The 20,238-nt window shown below is 71.9% G+C and carries 21 protein-coding genes; 13 read left to right on the top strand and 8 right to left on the bottom strand.

What is annotated here, in order from left to right; translation table 11 throughout:
• Positions 1-55 precede the first annotated feature (55 nt).
• Both ACIHCM_RS19600 and ACIHCM_RS19595 read left to right on the top strand, forming a co-directional pair.
• Positions 56-493, top strand: a complete 438-nt coding sequence (locus ACIHCM_RS19600; protein ID WP_399897303.1) for a GNAT family N-acetyltransferase — start codon at positions 56-58, stop codon at positions 491-493.
• Positions 494-597: 104 nt separating this feature from the next.
• Entirely contained in the window at positions 598-1,191 is a 594-nt protein-coding gene (locus tag ACIHCM_RS19595; protein ID WP_399897300.1) for a histidine phosphatase family protein, read from the top strand.
• Here the strand turns inward: ACIHCM_RS19595 and ACIHCM_RS19590 are convergent.
• Positions 1,173-1,616 carry a DUF6314 family protein gene (locus ACIHCM_RS19590; RefSeq protein ID WP_399897297.1) on the bottom strand — a complete coding sequence of 148 codons (444 nt, stop codon included), beginning with the start codon at positions 1,614-1,616 and terminating at the stop codon, positions 1,173-1,175. The genes ACIHCM_RS19595 and ACIHCM_RS19590 overlap by 19 nt on opposite strands.
• 284 nt (positions 1,617-1,900) lie before the next feature.
• Between ACIHCM_RS19590 and argC the strand changes: the two genes are divergently transcribed.
• From argC to ACIHCM_RS19565, 5 genes are read left to right on the top strand one after another with little or no spacing between them, the layout of a single operon-like run.
• Complete coding sequence (gene argC, locus ACIHCM_RS19585; RefSeq protein ID WP_399897295.1) at positions 1,901-2,929, top strand: N-acetyl-gamma-glutamyl-phosphate reductase; 1,029 nt, start codon at positions 1,901-1,903, stop codon at positions 2,927-2,929.
• Complete coding sequence (gene argJ, locus ACIHCM_RS19580; RefSeq protein ID WP_399897292.1) at positions 2,926-4,077, top strand: bifunctional glutamate N-acetyltransferase/amino-acid acetyltransferase ArgJ; 1,152 nt, start codon at positions 2,926-2,928, stop codon at positions 4,075-4,077. Before argC ends, argJ begins: the two co-directional genes overlap by 4 nt.
• Positions 4,074-4,982, top strand: a complete 909-nt coding sequence (gene argB / locus ACIHCM_RS19575; protein ID WP_399897289.1) for an acetylglutamate kinase — start codon at positions 4,074-4,076, stop codon at positions 4,980-4,982. The genes argJ and argB overlap by 4 nt, the downstream gene beginning before the upstream one ends.
• Positions 4,979-6,178 (top strand): acetylornithine transaminase, encoded by a 1,200-nt coding sequence (locus tag ACIHCM_RS19570; protein WP_399897286.1) that lies wholly within the window; start codon positions 4,979-4,981, stop codon positions 6,176-6,178. The genes argB and ACIHCM_RS19570 overlap by 4 nt, the downstream gene beginning before the upstream one ends.
• Before the next feature lie 7 nt (positions 6,179-6,185).
• Positions 6,186-6,731, top strand: coding sequence for an arginine repressor (locus ACIHCM_RS19565; protein WP_399897283.1), 546 nt, complete (start codon positions 6,186-6,188; stop codon positions 6,729-6,731).
• On the opposite strand, the gene ACIHCM_RS19560 is transcribed toward ACIHCM_RS19565, so the two are convergent.
• Positions 6,661-7,146: a helix-turn-helix domain-containing protein gene (locus ACIHCM_RS19560; RefSeq protein WP_399897280.1), complete on the bottom strand. Its 486-nt coding sequence runs from the start codon at positions 7,144-7,146 to the stop codon at positions 6,661-6,663. The two genes, ACIHCM_RS19565 and ACIHCM_RS19560, sit on opposite strands and share 71 nt — an antisense overlap.
• A 75-nt stretch (positions 7,147-7,221) precedes the next feature.
• Between ACIHCM_RS19560 and ACIHCM_RS19555 the strand changes: the two genes are divergently transcribed.
• A complete protein-coding gene (locus tag ACIHCM_RS19555; protein ID WP_399897277.1) occupies positions 7,222-8,058 on the top strand; it encodes a class I SAM-dependent methyltransferase in 837 nt (278 codons plus the stop codon).
• Between the two features lie 9 nt (positions 8,059-8,067).
• Here ACIHCM_RS19555 and ACIHCM_RS19550 read toward each other — a convergent pair whose 3' ends face one another.
• The 5 genes from ACIHCM_RS19550 to ACIHCM_RS19530 form a co-directional block, all read right to left on the bottom strand.
• The gene (locus tag ACIHCM_RS19550; protein WP_399897274.1) at positions 8,068-8,868 is read right to left on the bottom strand and encodes an FAD:protein FMN transferase; all 801 of its coding nucleotides are present in this window, start codon (positions 8,866-8,868) and stop codon (positions 8,068-8,070) included.
• A complete protein-coding gene (locus ACIHCM_RS19545; protein ID WP_399897271.1) occupies positions 8,861-9,619 on the bottom strand; it encodes an FMN-binding protein in 759 nt (252 codons plus the stop codon). Before ACIHCM_RS19545 ends, ACIHCM_RS19550 begins: the two co-directional genes overlap by 8 nt.
• A 29-nt stretch (positions 9,620-9,648) precedes the next feature.
• A complete protein-coding gene (locus tag ACIHCM_RS19540) occupies positions 9,649-11,031 on the bottom strand; it encodes a ferric reductase-like transmembrane domain-containing protein (RefSeq protein WP_399897268.1) in 1,383 nt (460 codons plus the stop codon).
• A 79-nt stretch (positions 11,032-11,110) separates the two neighbouring features.
• Positions 11,111-11,812, bottom strand: coding sequence for a L,D-transpeptidase (locus ACIHCM_RS19535; RefSeq protein WP_399897265.1), 702 nt, complete (start codon positions 11,810-11,812; stop codon positions 11,111-11,113).
• Positions 11,813-11,924: 112 nt separating this feature from the next.
• Complete coding sequence (locus ACIHCM_RS19530; RefSeq protein WP_399897262.1) at positions 11,925-12,527, bottom strand: pyridoxamine 5'-phosphate oxidase family protein; 603 nt, start codon at positions 12,525-12,527, stop codon at positions 11,925-11,927.
• A gap of 343 nt (positions 12,528-12,870) precedes the next feature.
• Between ACIHCM_RS19530 and ACIHCM_RS19525 the strand changes: the two genes are divergently transcribed.
• The 5 genes from ACIHCM_RS19525 (at position 12,871) to ACIHCM_RS19505 (ending at position 18,920) form a co-directional block, all read left to right on the top strand.
• A complete protein-coding gene (locus tag ACIHCM_RS19525) occupies positions 12,871-14,064 on the top strand; it encodes an argininosuccinate synthase (protein ID WP_399897259.1) in 1,194 nt (397 codons plus the stop codon).
• Between the two features lie 137 nt (positions 14,065-14,201).
• The gene (gene argH / locus ACIHCM_RS19520) at positions 14,202-15,626 is read left to right on the top strand and encodes an argininosuccinate lyase (protein WP_399897256.1); all 1,425 of its coding nucleotides are present in this window, start codon (positions 14,202-14,204) and stop codon (positions 15,624-15,626) included.
• 139 nt (positions 15,627-15,765) lie between these two features.
• Entirely contained in the window at positions 15,766-16,737 is a 972-nt protein-coding gene (locus tag ACIHCM_RS19515; RefSeq protein WP_399897253.1) for an aldo/keto reductase, read from the top strand.
• Positions 16,738-16,842: 105 nt separating this feature from the next.
• Complete coding sequence (locus ACIHCM_RS19510; RefSeq protein ID WP_399897250.1) at positions 16,843-17,394, top strand: TetR/AcrR family transcriptional regulator; 552 nt, start codon at positions 16,843-16,845, stop codon at positions 17,392-17,394.
• The gene (locus ACIHCM_RS19505; protein ID WP_399897247.1) at positions 17,391-18,920 is read left to right on the top strand and encodes an MFS transporter; all 1,530 of its coding nucleotides are present in this window, start codon (positions 17,391-17,393) and stop codon (positions 18,918-18,920) included. Before ACIHCM_RS19510 ends, ACIHCM_RS19505 begins: the two co-directional genes overlap by 4 nt.
• Before the next feature lie 358 nt (positions 18,921-19,278).
• Here the strand turns inward: ACIHCM_RS19505 and ACIHCM_RS19500 are convergent, their stop codons facing one another.
• The gene (locus tag ACIHCM_RS19500; protein WP_393102866.1) at positions 19,279-19,953 is read right to left on the bottom strand and encodes a lysophospholipid acyltransferase family protein; all 675 of its coding nucleotides are present in this window, start codon (positions 19,951-19,953) and stop codon (positions 19,279-19,281) included.
• Positions 19,954-20,238 lie beyond the last annotated feature (285 nt).

Genomic DNA, 20,238 nt, shown 5'->3' with positions numbered 1-20,238 from the left:
GGCGGTCGCCGAAAAGGCCTCGACCTCTGCTCCCGTGACCTGCGAGCCTCCCGGTATGAGCTCTGTACCGAACCTTGCCGAGGGATACGAGATCTCCGCCGACGCCGGGCGGATCGACGTCGCGCGGGTGCACCGCTGGTTGTCGGAGGACGCCTACTGGGCGCTCGGGCGATCGCGGGATCAGCAGGACCGGGCCGTCGCCGGGTCGCTCAACTTCGGCGTCTACGAGACCGTCTCCGGGGACCAGGTCGCCTATGCGCGGGTCATCACCGACCGGGCCACCTTCGCGTGGCTGTGCGACGTGTACGTCGATCCGCCGGTGCGAGGGAAGGGCATCGGTACGGCGTTCGTCGCGGCGGTGCGGGAGCGGCTGCGGGAGTACGGCCTGCGCCGCGTGCTGCTGGCCACGCAGGACGCGCACGGCATGTACGAGAAGGTCGGATTCGCGCCGCTGGAGCGGCCGCAGGAGTGGATGGCGCTGTATTTCGAGTGAGTTGTCCCGGCTGATCCTGGGTTCCCGGCAATGTTTCGCGGCACCTGCATAACCCACGGATAACGCCTCTTGACCTGCCTACTCTCCGGGCGCACGATCCCCGCATGGCACTTCGGGTCACGTTCGTCGCCGCCGCGCGCAGCTCCCCGCTGCTCGCGGAACGCTTCGAGGACGACCGGCCGCTGGATCAGGCGGGCTGGGACGAGGTGCAGCGCGTCGCCCGCGACCTGGTGCCCCTCGCGGCGGCCGAGCTGCGCTACTGCTCGCCCACGCCCCGCAGCCGGTCCACCGGCGACGCCCTCGGCTATGCGCCGCTGGCGCAGCTCGCCCTGCGCGACTGCGACATGGGGCGCTGGCGTGGGCTCACGCTGGGGGAGGCGATGGCCCGGGAGCCAGAGGCGGTGGACGCCTGGCTCGCCGACCCCCGCGCCACACCGCACGGGGGTGAGTCGCTGCTCTCGTTCATCGCCCGCGTCGGCCACTGGCTGGACACCCGGCCCGTCGAGGACGGCGGCCGGATCGTGGCCGTGGCGGAGCCCTCGGTGATTCGCGCGGCCCTGGTGTACGCCCTGAAGGTGCCGCCCTCGACGTACTGGAGCATCGATGTCTGCTCCCTGTCCACGACGACGGTCACGGGTCGCGCGGGGCGCTGGAGCCTGCGGTTCGAGAACGGCCCGGCTCAGCCCACGCGTGTGTAGTCCGTCGTCAGCACCAGGTCCTTCGCCGGGCCGCGCACCCGCCACACGGTCCGCCAGCGGGCCTCGTCCCGCACGGTGAACTCACCCCGGTACAGATCGGCCGAGCACGGGTGGTCGGCGACGTACCAGCCGGTGGTCAGGTCGAGGTCGTGGAAGGGGCGGCCGTCGGCGAAGCGGACGTCCGCCGTGCCGCGTGCGGGTCCGGGCAGGTAGCGGAGCGTGCGCTCGGCCGGGCGGGCCACGCCCCGCCAGACGAAGGTGCCGGACTCCTCGTGCAGCAGACCGCCGCGCTGAAGCGGCCCGAACACCGTCGTGCCCTCGAAGCTCCCCTCGTCACCGCCCGCGAGATCCCGCACCGTCCGCCGCACCTGCCACTGCCCGGCCAGATAGGCCAGCACATCCGGCACCGGCCAGAACTCGCCCATGTCGCGCCCCGCTCCCCTTCCCGTCCGCTGCCGCGCGACCCGTCGCCGCGCCTCCCCCCATCTTGCCTTTCGGCGTGCCGGCGGAGTCCGGACGCCGAACTCCCCGGCTCCCGCTTCCCGGCCTTGGCGGCCGGGTTTCACAAAGGTTCGGATGTCCGCCCCCTTCTCGTCATCGGGGTCGGGGGAACGTGGCTGGATCGTGCGGTCCGATGGCGTGGGCGTGAGCGCGGGATTGCATAAACGTGCAGCGAAACGTATAGTCATGCCATCCAGGAGGAGGGTTCATGACGGTACGTGCGGCAGTGGCCGGAGCGAGCGGATACGCGGGCGGAGAGCTGCTGCGTCTGCTCCTGGCGCACCCCGCGATCGAGATCGGCGCCCTGACCGGCAACGCCAACGCCGGCCAGCGGCTCGGCACGCTCCAGCCGCACCTGCTGCCACTGGCCGACCGGGTGCTGAGCGAGACGTCCGCCGAGGTGCTCGCCGGGCACGACGTGGTCTTCCTCGCACTGCCGCACGGGCAGTCCGCCGCCGTCGCCGAGCAGCTGGGCCCCGAGGTGCTCGTCGTCGACATGGGCGCCGACTTCCGGCTGAAGGACGCCCGTGACTGGGAGAGGTTCTACGGCTCCCCGCACGCCGGCACCTGGCCCTACGGCCTCCCCGAACTGCCGGGCTGCCGCGCCGCGCTGGAGGGGTCCAAGCGCATCGCGGTGCCCGGTTGTTACCCGACGGCCGTGTCCCTGGCGCTGTTCCCGGCCTACGCCGCGGGCCTGGCCGAACCCGAGGCGGTGATCGTCGCGGCGTCCGGCACCTCCGGCGCGGGCAAGGCCCCCAAGCCGCACCTGCTCGGCTCCGAGGTCATGGGCTCCATGTCCCCGTACGGCGTCGGCGGCGGCCACCGGCACACCCCCGAGATGATCCAGAACCTGGGCGCGGTGGCCGGCGAGCGTGTCTCCGTCTCCTTCACCCCCACCCTCGCCCCGATGCCGCGCGGAATTCTCGCCACCTGCAGCGCCGCAGCCCGGGACGGCGTCACCGCCGAGTCCCTGCGCGCCGCCTACACCAAGGCCTACGCGGACGAGCCGTTCGTGCACCTGCTGCCCGAGGGCCAGTGGCCCGCCACCGCGTCCGTCCACGGCTCCAACGCCGTCGCGGTGCAGGTCGCGTACGACGAGGCCGTGGGACGGATCATCGCGATCAGCGCCATCGACAACCTCACCAAGGGCACCGCGGGCGGTGCCGTCCAGAGCATGAACCTCGCCCTCGGCCTCCCCGAGGAAACGGGACTTTCCACGATCGGAGTCGCACCGTGAGTGTCACGGCAGCAAAGGGATTCACGGCGGCCGGCATCGCCGCCGGGATCAAGGAGAACGGCAACCCGGACCTGGCCCTCGTGGTCAACACCGGGTCCCGCCGCGCCGCCGCGGGCGTCTTCACCTCCAACCGCGTCAAGGCCGCACCCGTGCTCTGGTCCGAGCAGGTCCTCAAGGGCGGCCAGGTGTCCGCCGTCGTCCTCAACTCCGGAGGCGCCAACGCCTGCACCGGCCCCAAGGGCTTCCAGGACACGCACGCCACCGCCGAGAAGGTGGCCGAGGTGCTCGGCCGGGGCGCGATCGAGGTCGCCGTCTGCTCCACCGGCCTCATCGGTGTGCTGCTCCCGATGGACAAGCTGCTCCCCGGCGTCGAGGCGGCCGCCGCCCAGCTCTCCGAGCACGGCGGCGAGAAGGCCGCCATCGCCATCAAGACCACCGACACCGTCCACAAGACGTCCGTGGTGACCAAGGACGGCTGGACGGTCGGCGGTATGGCCAAGGGCGCGGGCATGCTCGCCCCCGGCCTCGCCACCATGCTGGTCGTCCTCACGACGGACGCCGAGCTGGACGGCGCCGCCCTGGACAAGGCCCTGCGCGCGGCCACCCGGGTCACCTTCGACCGCGTCGACTCCGACGGCTGCATGTCGACCAACGACACCGTCCTGCTCCTCGCCTCCGGCGCGTCCGGGGTCACCCCCGCCTACGAGGAGTTCGCCGCCGCCGTACGGCAGGTCTGCGACGACCTCGGGCAGCAGCTGATCCGGGACGCCGAGGGCGCCAGCAAGGACATCAAGGTCGAGGTGATCAACGCCGCGACCGAGGACGACGCCGTCGAGGTGGGCCGCTCCATCGCCCGCAACAATCTCCTCAAGTGCGCGATCCACGGCGAGGACCCCAACTGGGGCCGTGTGCTGTCGGCGATCGGCACCACGTCCGCCGCCTTCGAGCCCGACCGGCTGAACGTCGCCATCAACGGCGTCTGGGTGTGCAAGAACGGCGGTGTCGGCGAGGACCGCGAGAAGGTCGACATGCGCTACCGCGAGGTGCACATCGTCGCCGACCTCGCCGCCGGGTCCCGGACCGCCACGATCTGGACCAACGACCTCACCGCCGACTACGTCCACGAGAACAGCGCCTACTCCTCATGACCACGACGCGTAAGCACACCGCGCTGCCCAAGGCACAGATCCTCATCGAGGCGCTGCCCTGGCTGACCCGGCACCACGGCAAGACGGTCGTGATCAAGTTCGGCGGCAACGCCATGGTGAACGAGGAACTGAAGGCCGCCTTCGCCCAGGACGTCGTCTTCCTGCGGCACGCCGGCCTCAAGCCGGTCGTCGTGCACGGCGGCGGCCCGCAGATCAGCGCCGCCCTCGACCGGCACGGCATCGTCAGCGAGTTCAAGGCGGGCCTGCGCGTCACCACCGAGGACGCGATGGACGTCGTCCGCATGGTGCTGGCCGGGCAGGTGCAACGCGAGCTGGTCGGGCTGCTCAACCAGCACGGGCCGCTCGCCGTCGGCATCACCGGCGAGGACGCCCACACCATGAGCGCCACCAGGCACCAGCCCCGCATCGGCGGCGAACTCGTCGACATCGGGCGCGTCGGCGAGATCACCGCGATCGACACGGGCGCGATCGAGGCCCTGCTGGCGGACGGCCGGATCCCCGTCGTGTCGTCGATCGCCCGCTCCCAGGACGACGGACATGTCTACAACGTCAACGCCGACACGGCCGCGGCCGCCCTGGCCGCCGCGCTCGGCGCCGAGACCCTCATGGTCCTCACCGACGTCGAGGGCCTCTACGAGGACTGGCCCCACAGCGACGAGGTGATCAGCCGCCTCACCGCTTCCCAGCTGGAGAAACTGCTGCCCGAGCTGTCGTCCGGCATGGTGCCGAAGATGGAGGGCTGTCTGCACGCCGTACGCAACGGCGTCACCACCGCCCGGGTCATCGACGGCCGGGTCCAGCACTCGATCCTGCTGGAGATCTTCACCGACGAGGGCATCGGCACGATGGTCGTGCCGGACGCGCACGAGGGGGATGCCGAATGAGCGCCAACCAGGAACTGACCGCGCGGTGGCAGGGCGCGCTCATGAACAACTACGGCACCCCGCGGCTGCCCCTGGTACGCGGCGAGGGCGCGCGGGTCTGGGACGCCGACGGCAAGGAGTACGTCGACTTCGTCGGCGGCATCGCGGTCAACGCGCTCGGCCACGCGCACCCCGGCGTCGTCGCGGCGGTCAGCAAGCAGATCGCCTCCCTGGGCCACGTCTCCAACCTGTTCGTCGCCGAGCCGCCCGTCGCGCTCGCCGAGCGGCTCCTCCAGCTGTTCGGCCGGGACGGCAAGGTCTTCTTCTGCAACTCCGGCGCCGAGGCCAACGAGGGCGCCTTCAAGATCGGCCGGCTGACCGGCCGGAGTCACATGGTCGCCACCGAGGGCGGCTTCCACGGCCGCACCATGGGCGCCCTCGCGCTCACCGGCCAGCCCGCCAAGCAGGCGCCCTTCCTGCCGCTGCCCGGAGACGTCACGCACGTCCCCTACGGCGACGCGCAGGCGCTGGCAGCCGCCGTGACCGAGGAGACGGCGCTGGTCGTCATCGAGCCGGTGCAGGGCGAGAACGGCGTCGTGGTCCCACCCGCCGGGTATCTGAAGGCGGCCCGCGCGATCACCGCCGCGACCGGCTCGCTGCTGGTGCTCGACGAGGTGCAGACCGGCGTCGGACGGACCGGGCACTGGTTCGAGTACCAGGCCCACGAGGGCGTCCTGCCGGACGTCGTCACGCTCGCCAAGGGGCTCGGCGGCGGCCTGCCGCTGGGCGCCACCGTGGCCTTCGGGCGGGCGGCCGAGCTGCTCCGGCCCGGTCAGCACGGCACGACCTTCGGCGGCAACCCCGTCGCGTGCGCCGCCGGACTCGCCGTGCTCGACGCCATCGCCGACGAGGGACTGCTGGAGAACGTCAAGCGGCAGAGCGAGAGGTTGCGGGCAGGGATCGAGGCTCTGAACCATGGATTGATCGACCATGTCCGGGGCGCGGGCCTCCTCCTGGGTATCGTGCTCACCGAGCCGCTCGCGTCACAGGTCCAGCAGGCGGCTCAGGACGCCGGTCTCCTGGTGAACGCGCCCGCCCCCGATGTCGTACGGCTCATGCCGCCGCTGAACCTCGGCGACGACGAGGTGGAGGCGCTGCTCCGGGCCCTGCCCGGCGTCCTCGACGCAGCTCACGGGGACGGACGAGCCGGAGAATGAGACGACGATGAGCCAGGCGCAGGACAATGAGCAGGCGGGAGTCAACGGGCCCGCGGTGCCGCAGACCCGCACCGCACGTCATCGCCGGATCGTGGACATCCTCAACCGGCAGCCGGTGCGCTCCCAGAGCCAGCTGGCGAAGCTGCTCGCCGACGACGGGCTGACGGTCACTCAGGCGACGCTCTCCCGCGACCTGGACGAGCTGAACGCGGTGAAGATCCGCAACACCGACGGCGACCTCATCTACGCGGTGCCCAGCGAAGGCGGCTTCCGCACGCCGCGCGCCCCGCTCGGGGAGTCGGCGAAGGAGGAGCGGATGCGGCGCCTGTCCCAGGAGCTCCTCATCTCCGCCGAGGCGTCCGCCAACCTCGTGGTGCTGCGCACCCCGCCGGGCGCCGCCCAGTTCCTCGCGTCGGCGATCGACCAGGCCGAACTGCACGACATCCTGGGCACGATCGCCGGCGACGACACACTGCTGCTGATCAGCCGCCGGCCGGACGGGGGCCAGGCGCTCGCCGACCACCTGCTGCGGCTGGCGCAGAACGGCCACTGAGCCCGTTCTCCGGGGCGCTCAGGGCACCCGATTCCGCCGCCCGCAGCAGGCGGCGGAAGGTGGGGCACTGCATATGGCTCGGCGCGGGGCAGTCCGCCGCGTGCCGCAGGCCGTCGCGCATGGCGGTCAGACGACGGATCGTCCGGTCCAGCTCGTCCGCCTTCGCCGTCAGCGTCCCCCGGTCGAGCCGGGGCCTTCCGTCCGGGGCGGACATCAGCGCGATCTCGTCGAGCGAGAAACCCGCGGCGCGGCCCATCGCGATCAGAGCCAGCCGCTCGAAGACCCCGGGATCGAAGACCCGCCGGCCGGCCCGTCTGCCGGTCGAGGCGATCAGGCCCTTCTCCTCGTAGAAACGCAAGGTGGAGGCGGGGACGCCGGAACGCCGTGCCACCTCCGCCGTGTCCGGACCCGTCATGCTGTTGACCTCAAGTCGACTTGAACCGGCACCGTACGGCTACGGCATGACGAGGGCAAGCGAAGGGAGACGGCCATGACCGCCGAACACCGGGACGCGCAGGGACCGAAGGCGCTGTGGGGCGGCGTCGCGGGACGCAACTGGGTCGCCGCGCAGGATGTGCTCGATGAGCTGTTCAAGCCGTTCGAGCCGCTGCTCGCCGAGCCGGTCGGCACCGGCGCCCACGTCCTCGACGTCGGCTGCGGCACGGGCGCCACGACTGTCGCCGCGGCACGGCGAGCGGGCCCGGCGGGCGCCTGCGTCGGTGTCGACATCGCCGAGCCGATGATCGAGGCCGCCCGGGCGCGCGCCGAGCGGGAGGGCGTGCCGGTCCGCTTCGTCCAGGCCGACGCCGCGACCCACGCCTTCGAACCGGCCGGCTTCGACCTGATCGTCTCGCGGTTCGGCGTGATGTTCTTCGACGACTTCGCGGGCGCGTTCGCGCATCTGCGGCGCGCCGCCCGGCCGGGCGCGGGACTGCGGCTCATCGTCTGGCGCGGACCCGAGGAGAACCCCTTCATGACGACGGCCGAGCGGGCCGCCGGGCCGCTGCTGCCCGACCTGCCGGTCCGTGACCCCGACGGGCCGGGCCAGTTCGCCTTCGCGCGGGCGGAGCGGGTGCGCGGCGTCCTCGCGGAGAGCGGCTGGTCGGGGGTCGACGTCGAGCCGCTCGACGTCAGGTGCACGATGCCGACGCAGGACCTGGAGCGCTACTTCACGCTGCTCGGCCCCGTGGGCCGGGTCCTGCACGAGGTGGACGAGCGGACCAGGGCACGGGTCGTCGAGGCCCTCCACACCGCCTTCACCCCGTACGTGCGGGGACCGGAGGCCGGATTCACGGCCGCGTGCTGGCTGGTCCGCGCCTCGGCCTGACCGCCGGGCTCACCCCAGCCACCCGGCCAGGCCACCGGTGCACCACACCTCGTCCCCGGCCGTGATCAGCAGTGCCTCCACGTCCGGCAGGGACTCCAGCCAGGCCAGGCCGTCGCGGGCGCCCCTCGCGAAGGCGGCCGTCGCCCAGCAGTCCGCCCAGGTCAGACTGGGGGCGACGACCGTCACCGCAAGCAGGTCCGACACCGCCGACTTCCTGGTGCGCGGGTCCACGATGTGGGCGCCACGCTCGGCGGTGCCGGACGTCGCGACGGCCAGTTCGCGGGCGCCGGCCGCGGAGACGACCGCCGCCAGCCCGCCCGGCCGCAGCGGGTCCGACACGCCGACCCGCCAGGGCCGCTCCGGGCCGGGCACGCCGAGCAGCTGAACGTCCCCGCCGCCGTTCACGCTGACCCCGCTCGCCCCGGCGGCCGCCAGCAGCCGCGCCGCGCGCTCGACGGCCCAGCCCTTGACGATCCCGGTCGGGTCGAGCCGCCCCTCGTACGTCGTGCTGAACCACCCCTCGCTGACCCGTTCCGCCTCGGCCGCCAGCTCCAGCACCTCGGCCACCTCGGGATCGCACTCCCCGACGGTCACCTCCCCGCGTGCCAGCCGGGACACCTGGCTGTCCTCGCGATAGGTGCTGAACACCGCGTCGATCCGGTGGAGTCCGGCGACGGCTGTCTCCAGGGCCGTGCGCACCGCCCGGGGATCCCCGCCGCGGACGTCGAAGGAGAAGACGGTCCCCATCGCCTCCTCCGCACGGCGTACCGCGGCGGGAGCCTGTGCGGGTTCCGTCACCGGCTCAGCCACCGGCCTGATCCAGGGCGGCCTGGAGGGACTCCCGGTAGCCGGCACTCGTGTACGTCGCTCCGGACACCGCGTCGATGTCGGCGCTGCCCGCGGCGACGGCGGCCTGGTTGAGCCGGGGCACGGCGTCGGCGGTGATCTGGCTGCTCCGGCCGCCGCTCGGCGCCTGCACGGCCTCGGCGCCGGTGACCTTCCCGCCGCTGACGGTGATCCGGACCTGGACGGGCCCGTACTGCGTCTCGGCCACCGCCCCGGTGACGGTACGGGCGGCCTGCGCGGCGCCCGATCCCTGTCCGGCCGAGCCGTCGTCCGCCGGGACCTTGTCCAGGGCGGCCTGGAGGGACTCCCGGTAGCCGGCACTCGTGTACGTCGCTCCGGAGACCGCGTCGATCTGAGCGTCCTGCGCGGCGACGGCGGCCTGGTTGAGCCGGGGCACGGCGTCGGCGGTGATCTGGCTGCTCCGGCCGCCGCTCGGCGCCTGAACGGCCTCGGCGCGGGTGACCTTCCCGTTGGTCACGGTCAGCCGCACCTGCACGGGCCCGTACTGCGTCTGCACCACCGCGCCGTCGACGGTGGCGGTGCCCGCGGCCTGCGCGCCGCCCTGGGGCGCCGCCGCGCCCGGGGGCTGCTGGGGTACCGCGGCCGCGGCGGAGCCGGGATCGCTCGCCGGCTTCAGTGACAGCAGCAGCACGATGCCGGACACGGTGGCGGCGGTGGCGAGCACGGCACGCCGGATGGGGTGGCTCTTCTTCATGGTTCGCCGGTCTCCTGATGACCCGTCGCTCACATCTCGAACGACTCGTGATGGATACGGCGGGCGGGGACCCCCGCGCCGCGCAGTGCCTCGTACACGGTCTGCGCGAAGCCGGGCGGCCCGCACAGGAAGACGTCATGGCGGTCGATGTCCGGGATCTTCCGCTCCAGCGACTCCGCGGAGATGTCCGGACGCGCCCCGTCCGGGCTGTTGACCGCGTACATCAGCCGGGCGCCCCGCTCGTCGGCGATCTTCGCGAGCTCGCCCCACAGCGCCAGGTCCTGGGTGCTGTTGGCCCGGTACAGCAGGGTGATGTCACCGCTCGCGCCCGGCAGCGTCTCGAACAGGGCCCGCATCGGCGTGATCCCGACGCCTCCCGCGACCAGCAGCACCTTGCCGCGGCTGCGCCGCTGGGCGGTCAGCGCGCCGTACGGCCCCTCGGCCCAGACCCGGGTGCCGGGCTCCAGTTCGCGCAGCCGGGTGCTGTGGTCGCCGATCGCCTTCACGGTGATCCGCAGCATGCCGGGGCGGGGCGCCGCCGACAGCGAGTACGGGTGGGAGCTGAACCTCATGCCCGGCGCCAGGAACCGCCACCGGAAGAACTGCCCCGCCTCCGCGCCCATCCGGTGCAGCTTCCGCCCGCCGATCAGCACCGACACGATCCCGGGCGTCTCCTCGACGACCGCCTCGACCCGCATCCGGTGCCGCATGTTCAGCCGGATCGGCGTGATGACCCGGAACCACACCACCAGCGCGGTGACCACGCCGTACAGCCCGTACCAGAACGTCTTCGCGGCGGGCTGGACGGCGAAGTCGTTGCCGGCGCTGATCTGGTGCCAGAACGTCAGGTACACGGCCGCGTATGTCATCAGGTGCACGTGGTACCAGGTGTCGTACGGCATCAGGCGGCGGACCGGCCCGATCGAGACGAGGCCGATCAGCACCAGCAGTCCGGTGCCGATGGCGGCCTTGCCCATGTCCGGCAGCTGGTTCACGGAGTCGACGGTCTGCTGGACGACGTCCCCGAGGGTCTTGCCGGCCTGCAGGGCGTAGCCCCACATGGTGAGGAACACGTGCGCGACGACCAGGCTCAGGGTGTACCGCCCCGTCATCGCGTGCCAGCGTGCCACCCGGTCGGAGCCCACCCGCCGCTCCAGCGCGGGCACCCGGGCCATCTGGAGCACCACCAGCGCCATCAGATACCCGGCGAGCAGCCCGGTGATCCGGCCCGCGTTGAGGATCTGCCCGGTGGTGTCGGCGACGGACGGGGTGTTCTGCCACCACAGCCACAGCACCGCGGCGGCACCGGCCCACACGGCGAGCAGCAGCGGGACGGCGGGGGAGCGGCGCGGGCGGATACGGCGCATGGTCTGACGCCGGGCGGCGCGGCCGCCTGCGAGCGTGGTGGTCACGGTTCCTCCGGGGACGGGGGCAACGATTCGTCGTGGTCCCTTGGCCCAGAGATACGTGCGGTGGCGGCGGTGTGTTCAGTCAGTACCGGGTGATCGCGGTCGCCCCGCTCTGTGTCCCCACCGCGATGTGCGGCCGGCCCCGGGCCTTCGCCCACAGCAGGATCCGGCGCATCGCGTCCCCGGGCACCGACACACAACCGGCCGTCGGCCCGTCGCCTCTGACGTGCAGAAAGATCCCGGCCCCGCGCCCGCGCACCGGTGTGTCGTAGTTGAAGCCGATGACCAGCGCATGGGCGTACAGCGGCCCGTACGAGACGAGGTGCTCCGCCTCCTGCGCCCGGCAGTCGGCGGGGCGGGGCTCGGTCCAGCGGTTGTAGGCGCCGGAGTCGTTGTCCTGGCACCACCAGGAGTCCTGGAGCACCGGCCGGTACTTGTACGTCGTGCCGGGCGGCGCCGCCTTGATGCCGAAGGCGTACGGCAGGGTGAACAGCCCCGTCGGCGTGGTGTTCGTGCCCTGCTTGCGCGTCGCCCCCTCGACGAGCCCGTTCGCCCCGAACCTGGCCGGTGCCGAACCGGCGGCGACCCACCGCCCGTCCAGCCGGTCCCACCAGGTCACCGTCCCCGTCGTCGCGCCGGCCGAGGGCGCCACGGCGGTGATCAGCTGGCTGCCGCCGCCGGTGTCGGCCATGCGGTCGGGCAGCGCGTCCCCCTCGGCGGGGGCGGCGCCGAGGAGGCAGGCGCAGACGAGGACGGACGCGGCGGCGGCGACGGCGGGGCGCATGTCCCGACGCTAACGGGGGCTTTGCGCACCGGCAGTTCGGATGGTCCGTTCGGGCCCGGCGGTCACCCGGCCCTGAGGGGACGACGCGACGGCCGAGGCCTGCTTGACGCGATCACATCGGACGGCCGTCGTACGTCACCGGGGCCAGCGGCAGCGGCACCCCCGGCAGTCCGTCCAGGCTCGTGGCGATGTGCTCCTTGCCCGCGAAGTACGCGCTGAGCGAGGCGCTGTCCTCGCGCGCGAAGCGGCGGCCGTGCAACTCGCGATCGCTGTCGTACGTCATGAGCGGCACCGCGAAGCCGCAGCTCTCCCGGATCAGTTCGGCCGTCACGACGATGACCGCGCGCAGCCCGTGCGCGCTCGGGTCGATGTCCGGGAAGTGGGCGAGCAGCTCCCCGAAGCGGGGGTCGTCGCGGAAGACCGGCGCACCGCGCCCGTGCACCCGGACGATGTTCGGCGGGCCCTGGAAGGCGCACCACATGAGGGTGATCCGCCCGTTCTCCCGCAGATGCGCGACCGTCTCGGCGTTCGATCCGGCGAAGTCGAGGTAGGCGACGGTGAGTTCGTCGAGCACCACGAACGAGCCCTTCAGGCCCTTGGGGGAGAGGTTGACCGTGCCCTCGCCGGAGAGTGGGGCGGTCGCGGTGAAGAAGAGGGGCTGCTCCTCGATGAACGAACGGAGCCTGCCGTCTATGCGCTCATGCGTCTTTCCCATGGCACGTGATTATCCGCGAGATTAGTTCGGCTGACTAAAAGATTCGCCGAGATGCCCGGCCGTGGCCGCCCCGGCCGGCGCTCGAGCGGGGCGGCCACAGCGCCTGTCACGTCACGTGAGGAGCGTGCAGGCGGCCGGTGGAGGTGACCGCCGGGCGGCTGATCGCGGCGACCACCGCCCGCGCCGAGCCGTCGGCGTCCGAGGGGGAGTACGCGGAAGGGGTTTCGGATGTTCAGCCGTGGGCCGGGCCGTGGGCCACGGCCCGGCCCACGGCCGGATTGACGAATCATGCAGACTTCTGCATACTCATGCATGTCAGCGAATGCAGTGTGAGGAGAAACCCGTGACCGAGCGCGTCGTACTCGCCTACTCAGGCGGTCTGGACACCTCCGTCGCCATCGGCTGGATCGCCGAGGAGACCGGCGCCGAGGTCATCGCCGTTGCCGTGGACGTCGGCCAGGGCGGCGAGGACCTGGACGTCATCCGCAAGCGCGCCCTCGCCTGCGGCGCCGTCGAGGCCGAGGTCGCCGACGCCAAGGACGAGTTCGCCGAGGAGTACTGCCTCCCGGCGATCAAGGCCAACGCCCTCTACATGGACCGCTACCCGCTGGTCTCCGCCCTCTCCCGGCCCACGATCGTCAAGCACCTCGTCGCCGCCGCCCAGAAGCACGGCGCCACCACGGTCGCCCACGGCTGCACCGGGAAGGGCAACGACCAGGTCCGCTTCGAGGCCGGCATCGTCGCCCTCGCCCCGGACCTGAAGTGCATCGCCCCGGTCCGTGACTACGCGATGACCCGCGACAAGGCGATCGCGTTCTGCGAGGAGAAGAACCTCCCGATCGCGACCACCAAGAAGTCCCCGTACTCGATCGACCAGAACGTCTTCGGGCGCGCCGTCGAGACGGGCTTCCTGGAGGACATCTGGAACGCGCCGATCGAGGACATCTACGAGTACACGCAGAACCCGGCGACCCAGCGTGACGCCGACGAGGTGGTCATCACCTTCAAGGAGGGCGTCCCGGTCGCCGTCGACGGCAAGCCCGTCACCGTGCTCCAGGCCATCCAGCAGCTCAACGAGCGCGCCGGCGCCCAGGGCATCGGCCGGATCGACATGGTCGAGGACCGCCTCGTCGGCATCAAGTCCCGCGAGGTCTACGAGGCCCCCGGCGCGATCGCCCTGATCACCGCGCACCAGGAGCTGGAGAACGTCACCGTCGAGCGCGAGCTGGCCCGCTACAAGCGGCAGGTCGAGCAGCGCTGGGGCGAGCTGGTCTACGACGGCCTGTGGTTCTCCCCGCTCAAGCGCGCCCTCGACGGCTTCATCAACGAGGCCAGCCAGCACGTCTCCGGCGACATCCGGATGACCTTGCACGGCGGTCGCGCCGTCGTCACCGGCCGGCGCTCCGAGGCCTCGCTGTACGACTTCAACCTCGCGACCTACGACACGGGCGACACCTTCGACCAGTCCGCGGCCAAGGGCTTCATCGACATCTACAGCCTGTCGTCGAAGATCGCCGCCAAGCGCGACCTCGCCTGACCGGGTCAGGCCTTCGGGTCACCACGCACGCATCGGACTGACAGCCGCCTCCCCGCCTGCAAGGGTGGGGAGGCGGTCGCACAGCGGCGGCCGCACGGGCAGCTGAGGCACACAGACATCCCCGAGGAGCAACGCAAGTGAGCAGCAACAGCGGTGACGTACGGCTCTGGGGCGGCCGTTTCGCCGACGGTCCCGCCGAGGCCCTGGCGAAGCTGTCCGCGTCCGTCCACTTCGACTGGCGGCTCGCGCCCTACGACATCGCCGGCTCGCGTGCCCACGCGCGCGTGCTCCACAAGGCGGGCCTGCTCACCGACGACGAGCTGAGCCGGATGCTCGACGGCCTGGACCGGCTCGAAGCAGACGTGGCCTCGGGCGACTTCGTCGGCACGATCGCCGACGAGGACGTGCACACCGCCCTGGAGCGTGGCCTGCTGGAGCGCCTCGGGCCCGACCTCGGTGGCAAGCTGCGCGCGGGCCGGTCGAGGAACGACCAGGTCGCGACGCTGTTCCGGATGTACCTGCGCGACCACGCGCGCGTCGTCGGCGGCCTGATCGCCGACCTCCAGGACGCCCTGATCGGCCTTGCCGAGGCCCACCCGGACGTCGCCATGCCCGGCCGCACCCACCTCCAGCACGCCCAGCCGGTGCTCTTCGCCCACCATGTCCTCGCGCATGTGCAGTCCCTGTCCCGGGACGCCGAGCGCCTGCGCCAGTGGGACGAGCGGACGGCCGTGTCGCCGTACGGCTCGGGCGCCCTCGCGGGCAGCAGCCTGGGCCTGGACCCGGAGGCGGTCGCGAAGGACCTCGGCTTCGAGCAGGGCAGCGCCGCCAACTCCATCGACGGCACGGCGTCGCGCGACTTCGTCGCCGAGTTCGCCTTCATCACCGCGATGATCGGGGTGAACCTCTCCCGGATCGCCGAGGAGGTCATCCTCTGGAACACGAAGGAGTTCTCCTTCGTGACCCTGCACGACGCCTTCTCCACCGGCTCGTCGATCATGCCGCAGAAGAAGAACCCGGACATCGCGGAACTGGCGCGTGGCAAGAGCGGCCGCCTGATCGGCAACCTGACGGGTCTCATGGCGACGTTGAAGGCCCTCCCGCTCGCGTACAACCGCGACCTCCAGGAGGACAAGGAGCCGGTCTTCGACTCGATCGACCAGCTGGAGATCCTGCTCCCCGCCTTCACCGGCATGATGGCCACGCTCACGGTGCACCGCGAGCGCATGGAGGAGCTGGCCCCGGCCGGCTTCTCGCTCGCCACGGACATCGCGGAGTGGCTGGTGAAGCAGGGTGTGCCCTTCCGGGTCGCGCACGAGGTGGCTGGCGAGTGCGTCAAGGCCGCCGAGGCGGAGGGCAAGGAGCTGGACGAGCTGACCGACGAGCAGTTCGCGAAGATCTCCGCCCACCTGACGCCGGAGGTGCGGACGGTGCTCGACGTCCCCGGCGCGCTCGCCTCCCGCAACAGCCGGGGCGGCACGGCGCCGAGCGCGGTGGCGGTCCAGCTGACCGAGGTCAAGCAGGACGTGGCGGCCCAGCACCGGTGGGCGAACCGCACCTGAGCGGCGCGCGCAACCGCGCGACGGGTCACGATGCACCCGCGCAAGCCTCGATCGCACCGGGCGCCGAGGCGCAGGCCGAAGGTCATCGCGGGTTACGTTGGTCGCAAGCCGTACCGGAACCGACCGAACGGAGCCCGCGATGCCCTTCGCCCGACTGGCAACAGCGACGACCCCGACCTGCCACATCGGACTCGGCCTCGCCGCCGTCGGCCGCCCCGGCTACATCAACCTCGGCCGCGACCACGACCTCGGGCAGGACCGCGGCGTCGAGACGCTGCGCGCCCGCACCCACGAGCTCCTCGACGCCGCCTACGCCCAGGGCGTGCGCTACGTCGACGCCGCCCGCTCCTACGGCCGCTCCGAGGAGTTCCTCGCCGGCTGGCTGAACGCCCACCCCGAGATCGACGACATCGTCGTGGGCAGCAAATGGGGCTACACCTACACCGCCGGCTGGTCCACCGAAGCCGAGCAGCACGAGGTCAAGGACCACGGCCTCGCCACCTTCGAGCGGCAGCGTGCCGAGAGCACCGAACTGCTCGGCGACCGGCTCGACCTCTACCAGATCCACTCGGTGACCCCGGACAGCCCCGCCCTGACCGACAAGGATCTGCACGCGAAACTCGCCGAGGCCGCCGCCCAGGGCCTGACCATCGGCTTCTCCACCAGCGGCCCCGCGCAGGCCGAGGCGGTCCGGGCGGCTCTGGAGGTGACGGTCGACGGCGAGCCCCTCTTCCGCACCGTCCAGGCCACGTTCAACGCCCTGGAGACCTCGGCCGCCCACGCCCTCGCCGAGGCGCACGACGCCGGGCTCACGGTGATCGTCAAGGAAGGCATGGCCAACGGCCGGCTCGCGGAGCCGTACGCGCCGGGCGGGCTGAAGGCCGTGGCCGCGGAGACGGGCCTGGGTGTCGATGCCGTCGCCCTCGCACTGATCCTGAGCAAGCCGTGGGCGGGCGTGGTTCTCTCCGGTGCCGCGACCACCGGCCAGCTCGCGTCCAACCTGCACGCCGCCGTCGTGGACCTCGATGAGAACCAGCTGGCACGACTCGCCGTCCTTGCCGAGGAGCCGCGGGTCTACTGGGAGCGGCGCGGGCAGCTGCCCTGGCACTGAGATCGCCTTCCCTTCTGGCACCTGAGATCCCGCCGCGACCACGGGCCATGAATCATCCACGCCTAATGTGAGACATCAATGTCTCATATGGGTTATGCTTGTCTCATGGCTGTCGACAGAGAGCACGTACTGCGCACTGCCGCAGCCCTGCTGACCCGGAAATCCACCGCGACCATGGACGAGGTCGCGAAGGCCGCCGGGATCAGCCGGGCCACGCTGCACCGTCAGTTCGCCGGGCGCGACGCGCTCGTCAGGGCGCTGGAAGCGCTCGGCCTCGCGGAGTGCGAGGCCGCCCTGGAGGCGGCCCGGCTGGACGAGGGCAGCGCGCGTGACGCCGTACGCCGCCTGGTGCGGGAGATCGAACCCGCGGCCGGACTCCTCTCCTTCCTCTACACCGAGAACCAGCTGTTCGAGGGTGAGGAGCAGAACGAGGGCTGGGCCCGGCTCGACGCCCGGATCGCGGCCCTGTTCCGGCGCGGCCAGGACGGCGGGGAGTTCCGCATCGACCTGACCCCCGCCTGGCTCACCGAGGCCCTCTACGGCCTGATCGCCGCCGGGGCATGGTCCGTCCACGACGGCAAGGTCGCCGCGAACGACTTCCAGAAGATGATCGTCGAGCTGCTGCTCGGCGGCGCGACACGGAGAGAGGAATCATGACCAGCACCCTGCGGCCGGCAAGCGCGAACGAGGCGGTGAAGCGCCCGGGTCGCTGGCTCGCGCTGTCCGTACTCGTGCTCGCCGTGCTGCTGGTGGCCGTCGACGCCACCGTGCTCGGCCTCGCCACCCCCTACATATCGGAGGACCTGAGCCCGTCCGGCACCCAGCTGCTGTGGATCGGTGACGTCTACTCCTTCGTGATCGCCGGTCTCCTCGTCTCCATGGGCAGCCTCGGCGACCGCATCGGACGCAAGCGGATCCTGCTGATCGGCGCCACGGCCTTCGGCGCGGTGTCCGTGCTCAACGCCTACGCGACCACACCGGAAATGCTGATCCTGGCCAGGGCGCTGCTCGGTGTCGCGGGCGCGACCCTGATGCCGGCCACTCTCGCGCTGATCCGCAACCTCTTCCACGACCCGCGCGAGCGCAGCCTCGCCATCGGCATCTGGGGCGCCACCGCCTCGGCCGGCACGGCGGTCGGTCCGATCGCCGGGGGATTCCTGCTGGAGCACTTCTGGTGGGGCTCGGTCTTCCTGATCAACCTGCCCGTGATGGCGGTGCTCGTCCTCGTCGGCATCAAGCTGCTGCCCGAGTCGAAGAACGCCGGCCCCGGCCCCTGGGACCTGCTCAGCGTCCTGCTGTCGCTGATCGGCATGATCGCCGTGGTGTACGCGGTCAAGGAGGCGGCGACCCACGGGTTCGGCGCGGAGACCGTCGTCGCGGGCCTGCTGGGCGCCGCCGCGCTCCGCGGCTTCGTGCGGCGTCAGCTCACCCTGCCGGCGCCACTGCTGGACATGCGCCTGTTCCGCAACCGTGGTTTCAGCGGTGCGGTGCTCGCCGACCTGCTGACCATCCTCGGCATGTCCGGCCTGGTCTTCTTCCTCTCGCAGTACCTGCAACTGGTGCAGGGCAGGCGCCCGTTCGAGGCCGGCCTGGCCGAACTGCCCGCCGCGATCGGCGCGGTGGCGGCCGGTCTGGTCGCGGGCCGGGCGGCCCGCCGGTACTCGGTGCGCGCCGTGGTCGCGGGCGGACTCGCCGCCGTCGGCCTGGCGCTCGGCGCCCTGACCCTGATCGGCCAGCACACCGGGTACCCGCTGCTCGGCACCGCGCTGCTGGTCGTCGGTGTCGGCGCAGGGTTCTCGTTCACGGTGACCGCCGACGTGATCCTGGCCTCCGTGCCGAAGGAGCAGGCGGGTGCCGCGTCGGCCGTCTCCGAGACGGCGTACGAACTGGGCGCCGCCCTCGGCATCGCCCTGCTCGGCTCGATCGTCACCGGCGTCTACAAGGGCTTCACCGCCCCGGCGGGCACCCCGGAGGCCGCCCACGAGTCACTCGGCGGCGCCGTCGAGGTGGCCGCGGGCCTCCCGGCCCAGACGTCCGACGCCCTGCTGGAAGCGGCCCGCCAGTCCTTCGTCGACGGCCTGACCCTCGCCTCAGGCGTGGGCGCGACGGTCCTGCTGGCGGCAGCGGGAGCGGCCTGGTTCCTGCTCCGCGGCCAGCACCTGGAAGAAACAACACCCAGCTGACCGGCCGACGCAAAGGGGCGCGGGGAACTGCGCGCCCAGCCACAGCGCACCCGCACCCGAAACGAGACAACGCGCCCCCCGACTCCCTGGCCGACGCAAAGGGGCGCGGGGAACTGCGCGCCCAGCCACAGCGCACCCGCACCGCAGACGCATCAACGCGGCCCACGCCCCGGCCGACGCAAAAGGGGCGCGGGGAACTGCGCGCCCAGCCACGGCGGACCGGCACCGCAGACGCATCAACGCCCCCGACCCCCCGGCCGACGCAAAGGGGCGCGGGGAACTGCGCGCCCAGCCACAGCGCACCCGCACCCGAAACGAGACAACGCGCCCCCCGACCCCCCCGGCCGAACCAGCGGAGCTACGCCGCTTCCTTGGCCTTCGTCGCATACATGTCCACATACTCCTGCCCCGACAACCGCATGACCTCGGTCATCACCGAGTCCGTCACGGCCCGCAGCACATACCGGTCCCGGTCCATCCCGTCGTAACGCGAGAACTCCAGCGCCTCACCGAAGCGCACCGTCACGCGGGCGGGCCGGGGAAATCCGGCCCCGCCCGGCTGGATCCGGTCCGTGCCGATCATCGCGAACGGGACGACCGGCGCCCCGGTCATCAGGGTCAGCCGGGCGATGCCGGTGCGGCCCCGGTACAGGCGGCCGTCGGGGGAGCGGGTGCCCTCGGGGTAGATGCCGAAGACCCTGCCCTCCTCCAGGATCCGGCGCCCGGTCATCAGCGCCGCGACCCCGCCCTTGCCGCCGTCGCGGTCGACCGGGATCATGCCGACGCCGGTGAAGAACCACGCCATCAGCCGGCCCTTGAGGCCCTTGCCGGTGACGTACTCGTCCTTGCCGATGAAGAACACCTGACGGTCGCAGACCAGGGGCAGGATCATCGAGTCGATGAACGTGAGGTGATTGCCGGCCAGGATCACCGGACCGTCGCCCGGGATGTGCTCCACACCCTCCACCCGAGGGCGGAACATCAGGCGCATGATCGGACCGAGCACTGCCTTGATGAGCGCGAAGCGGGACAACGGGCCCTCCGGGGTCAACGGATTCGGTATGAGTCTGTGCAGGTGAGGACGATACTCGCGGCCCCGGGGCAGGCGCACATCGGGGACATCGGGTTCACCGAGGTCTTACGCACTGTTGACGTGCGTTCACCTGCGGTGGCGTGTCGCAGCCTACGCGTAACCTGGCGGCGACGATGTGACCGACATCGCGTGAAGTCGGTACCGACCGGCTACCCCGGGGCCCGCCCCTGAAGCCGACGGGCCGTCACCTTCGCCGAACCTACGGTCCTCATACGACATCCGTCG

Origin of the sequence: Streptomyces sp. NPDC052023 (assembly GCF_044548465.1) — a bacterium.
In the GTDB taxonomy this organism is placed as follows: Bacteria; Actinomycetota; Actinomycetes; order Streptomycetales; family Streptomycetaceae; genus Streptomyces.
Note: the sequence above shows the minus strand (reverse complement) of the source record. Positions and strands in the feature narration are given on the sequence as shown.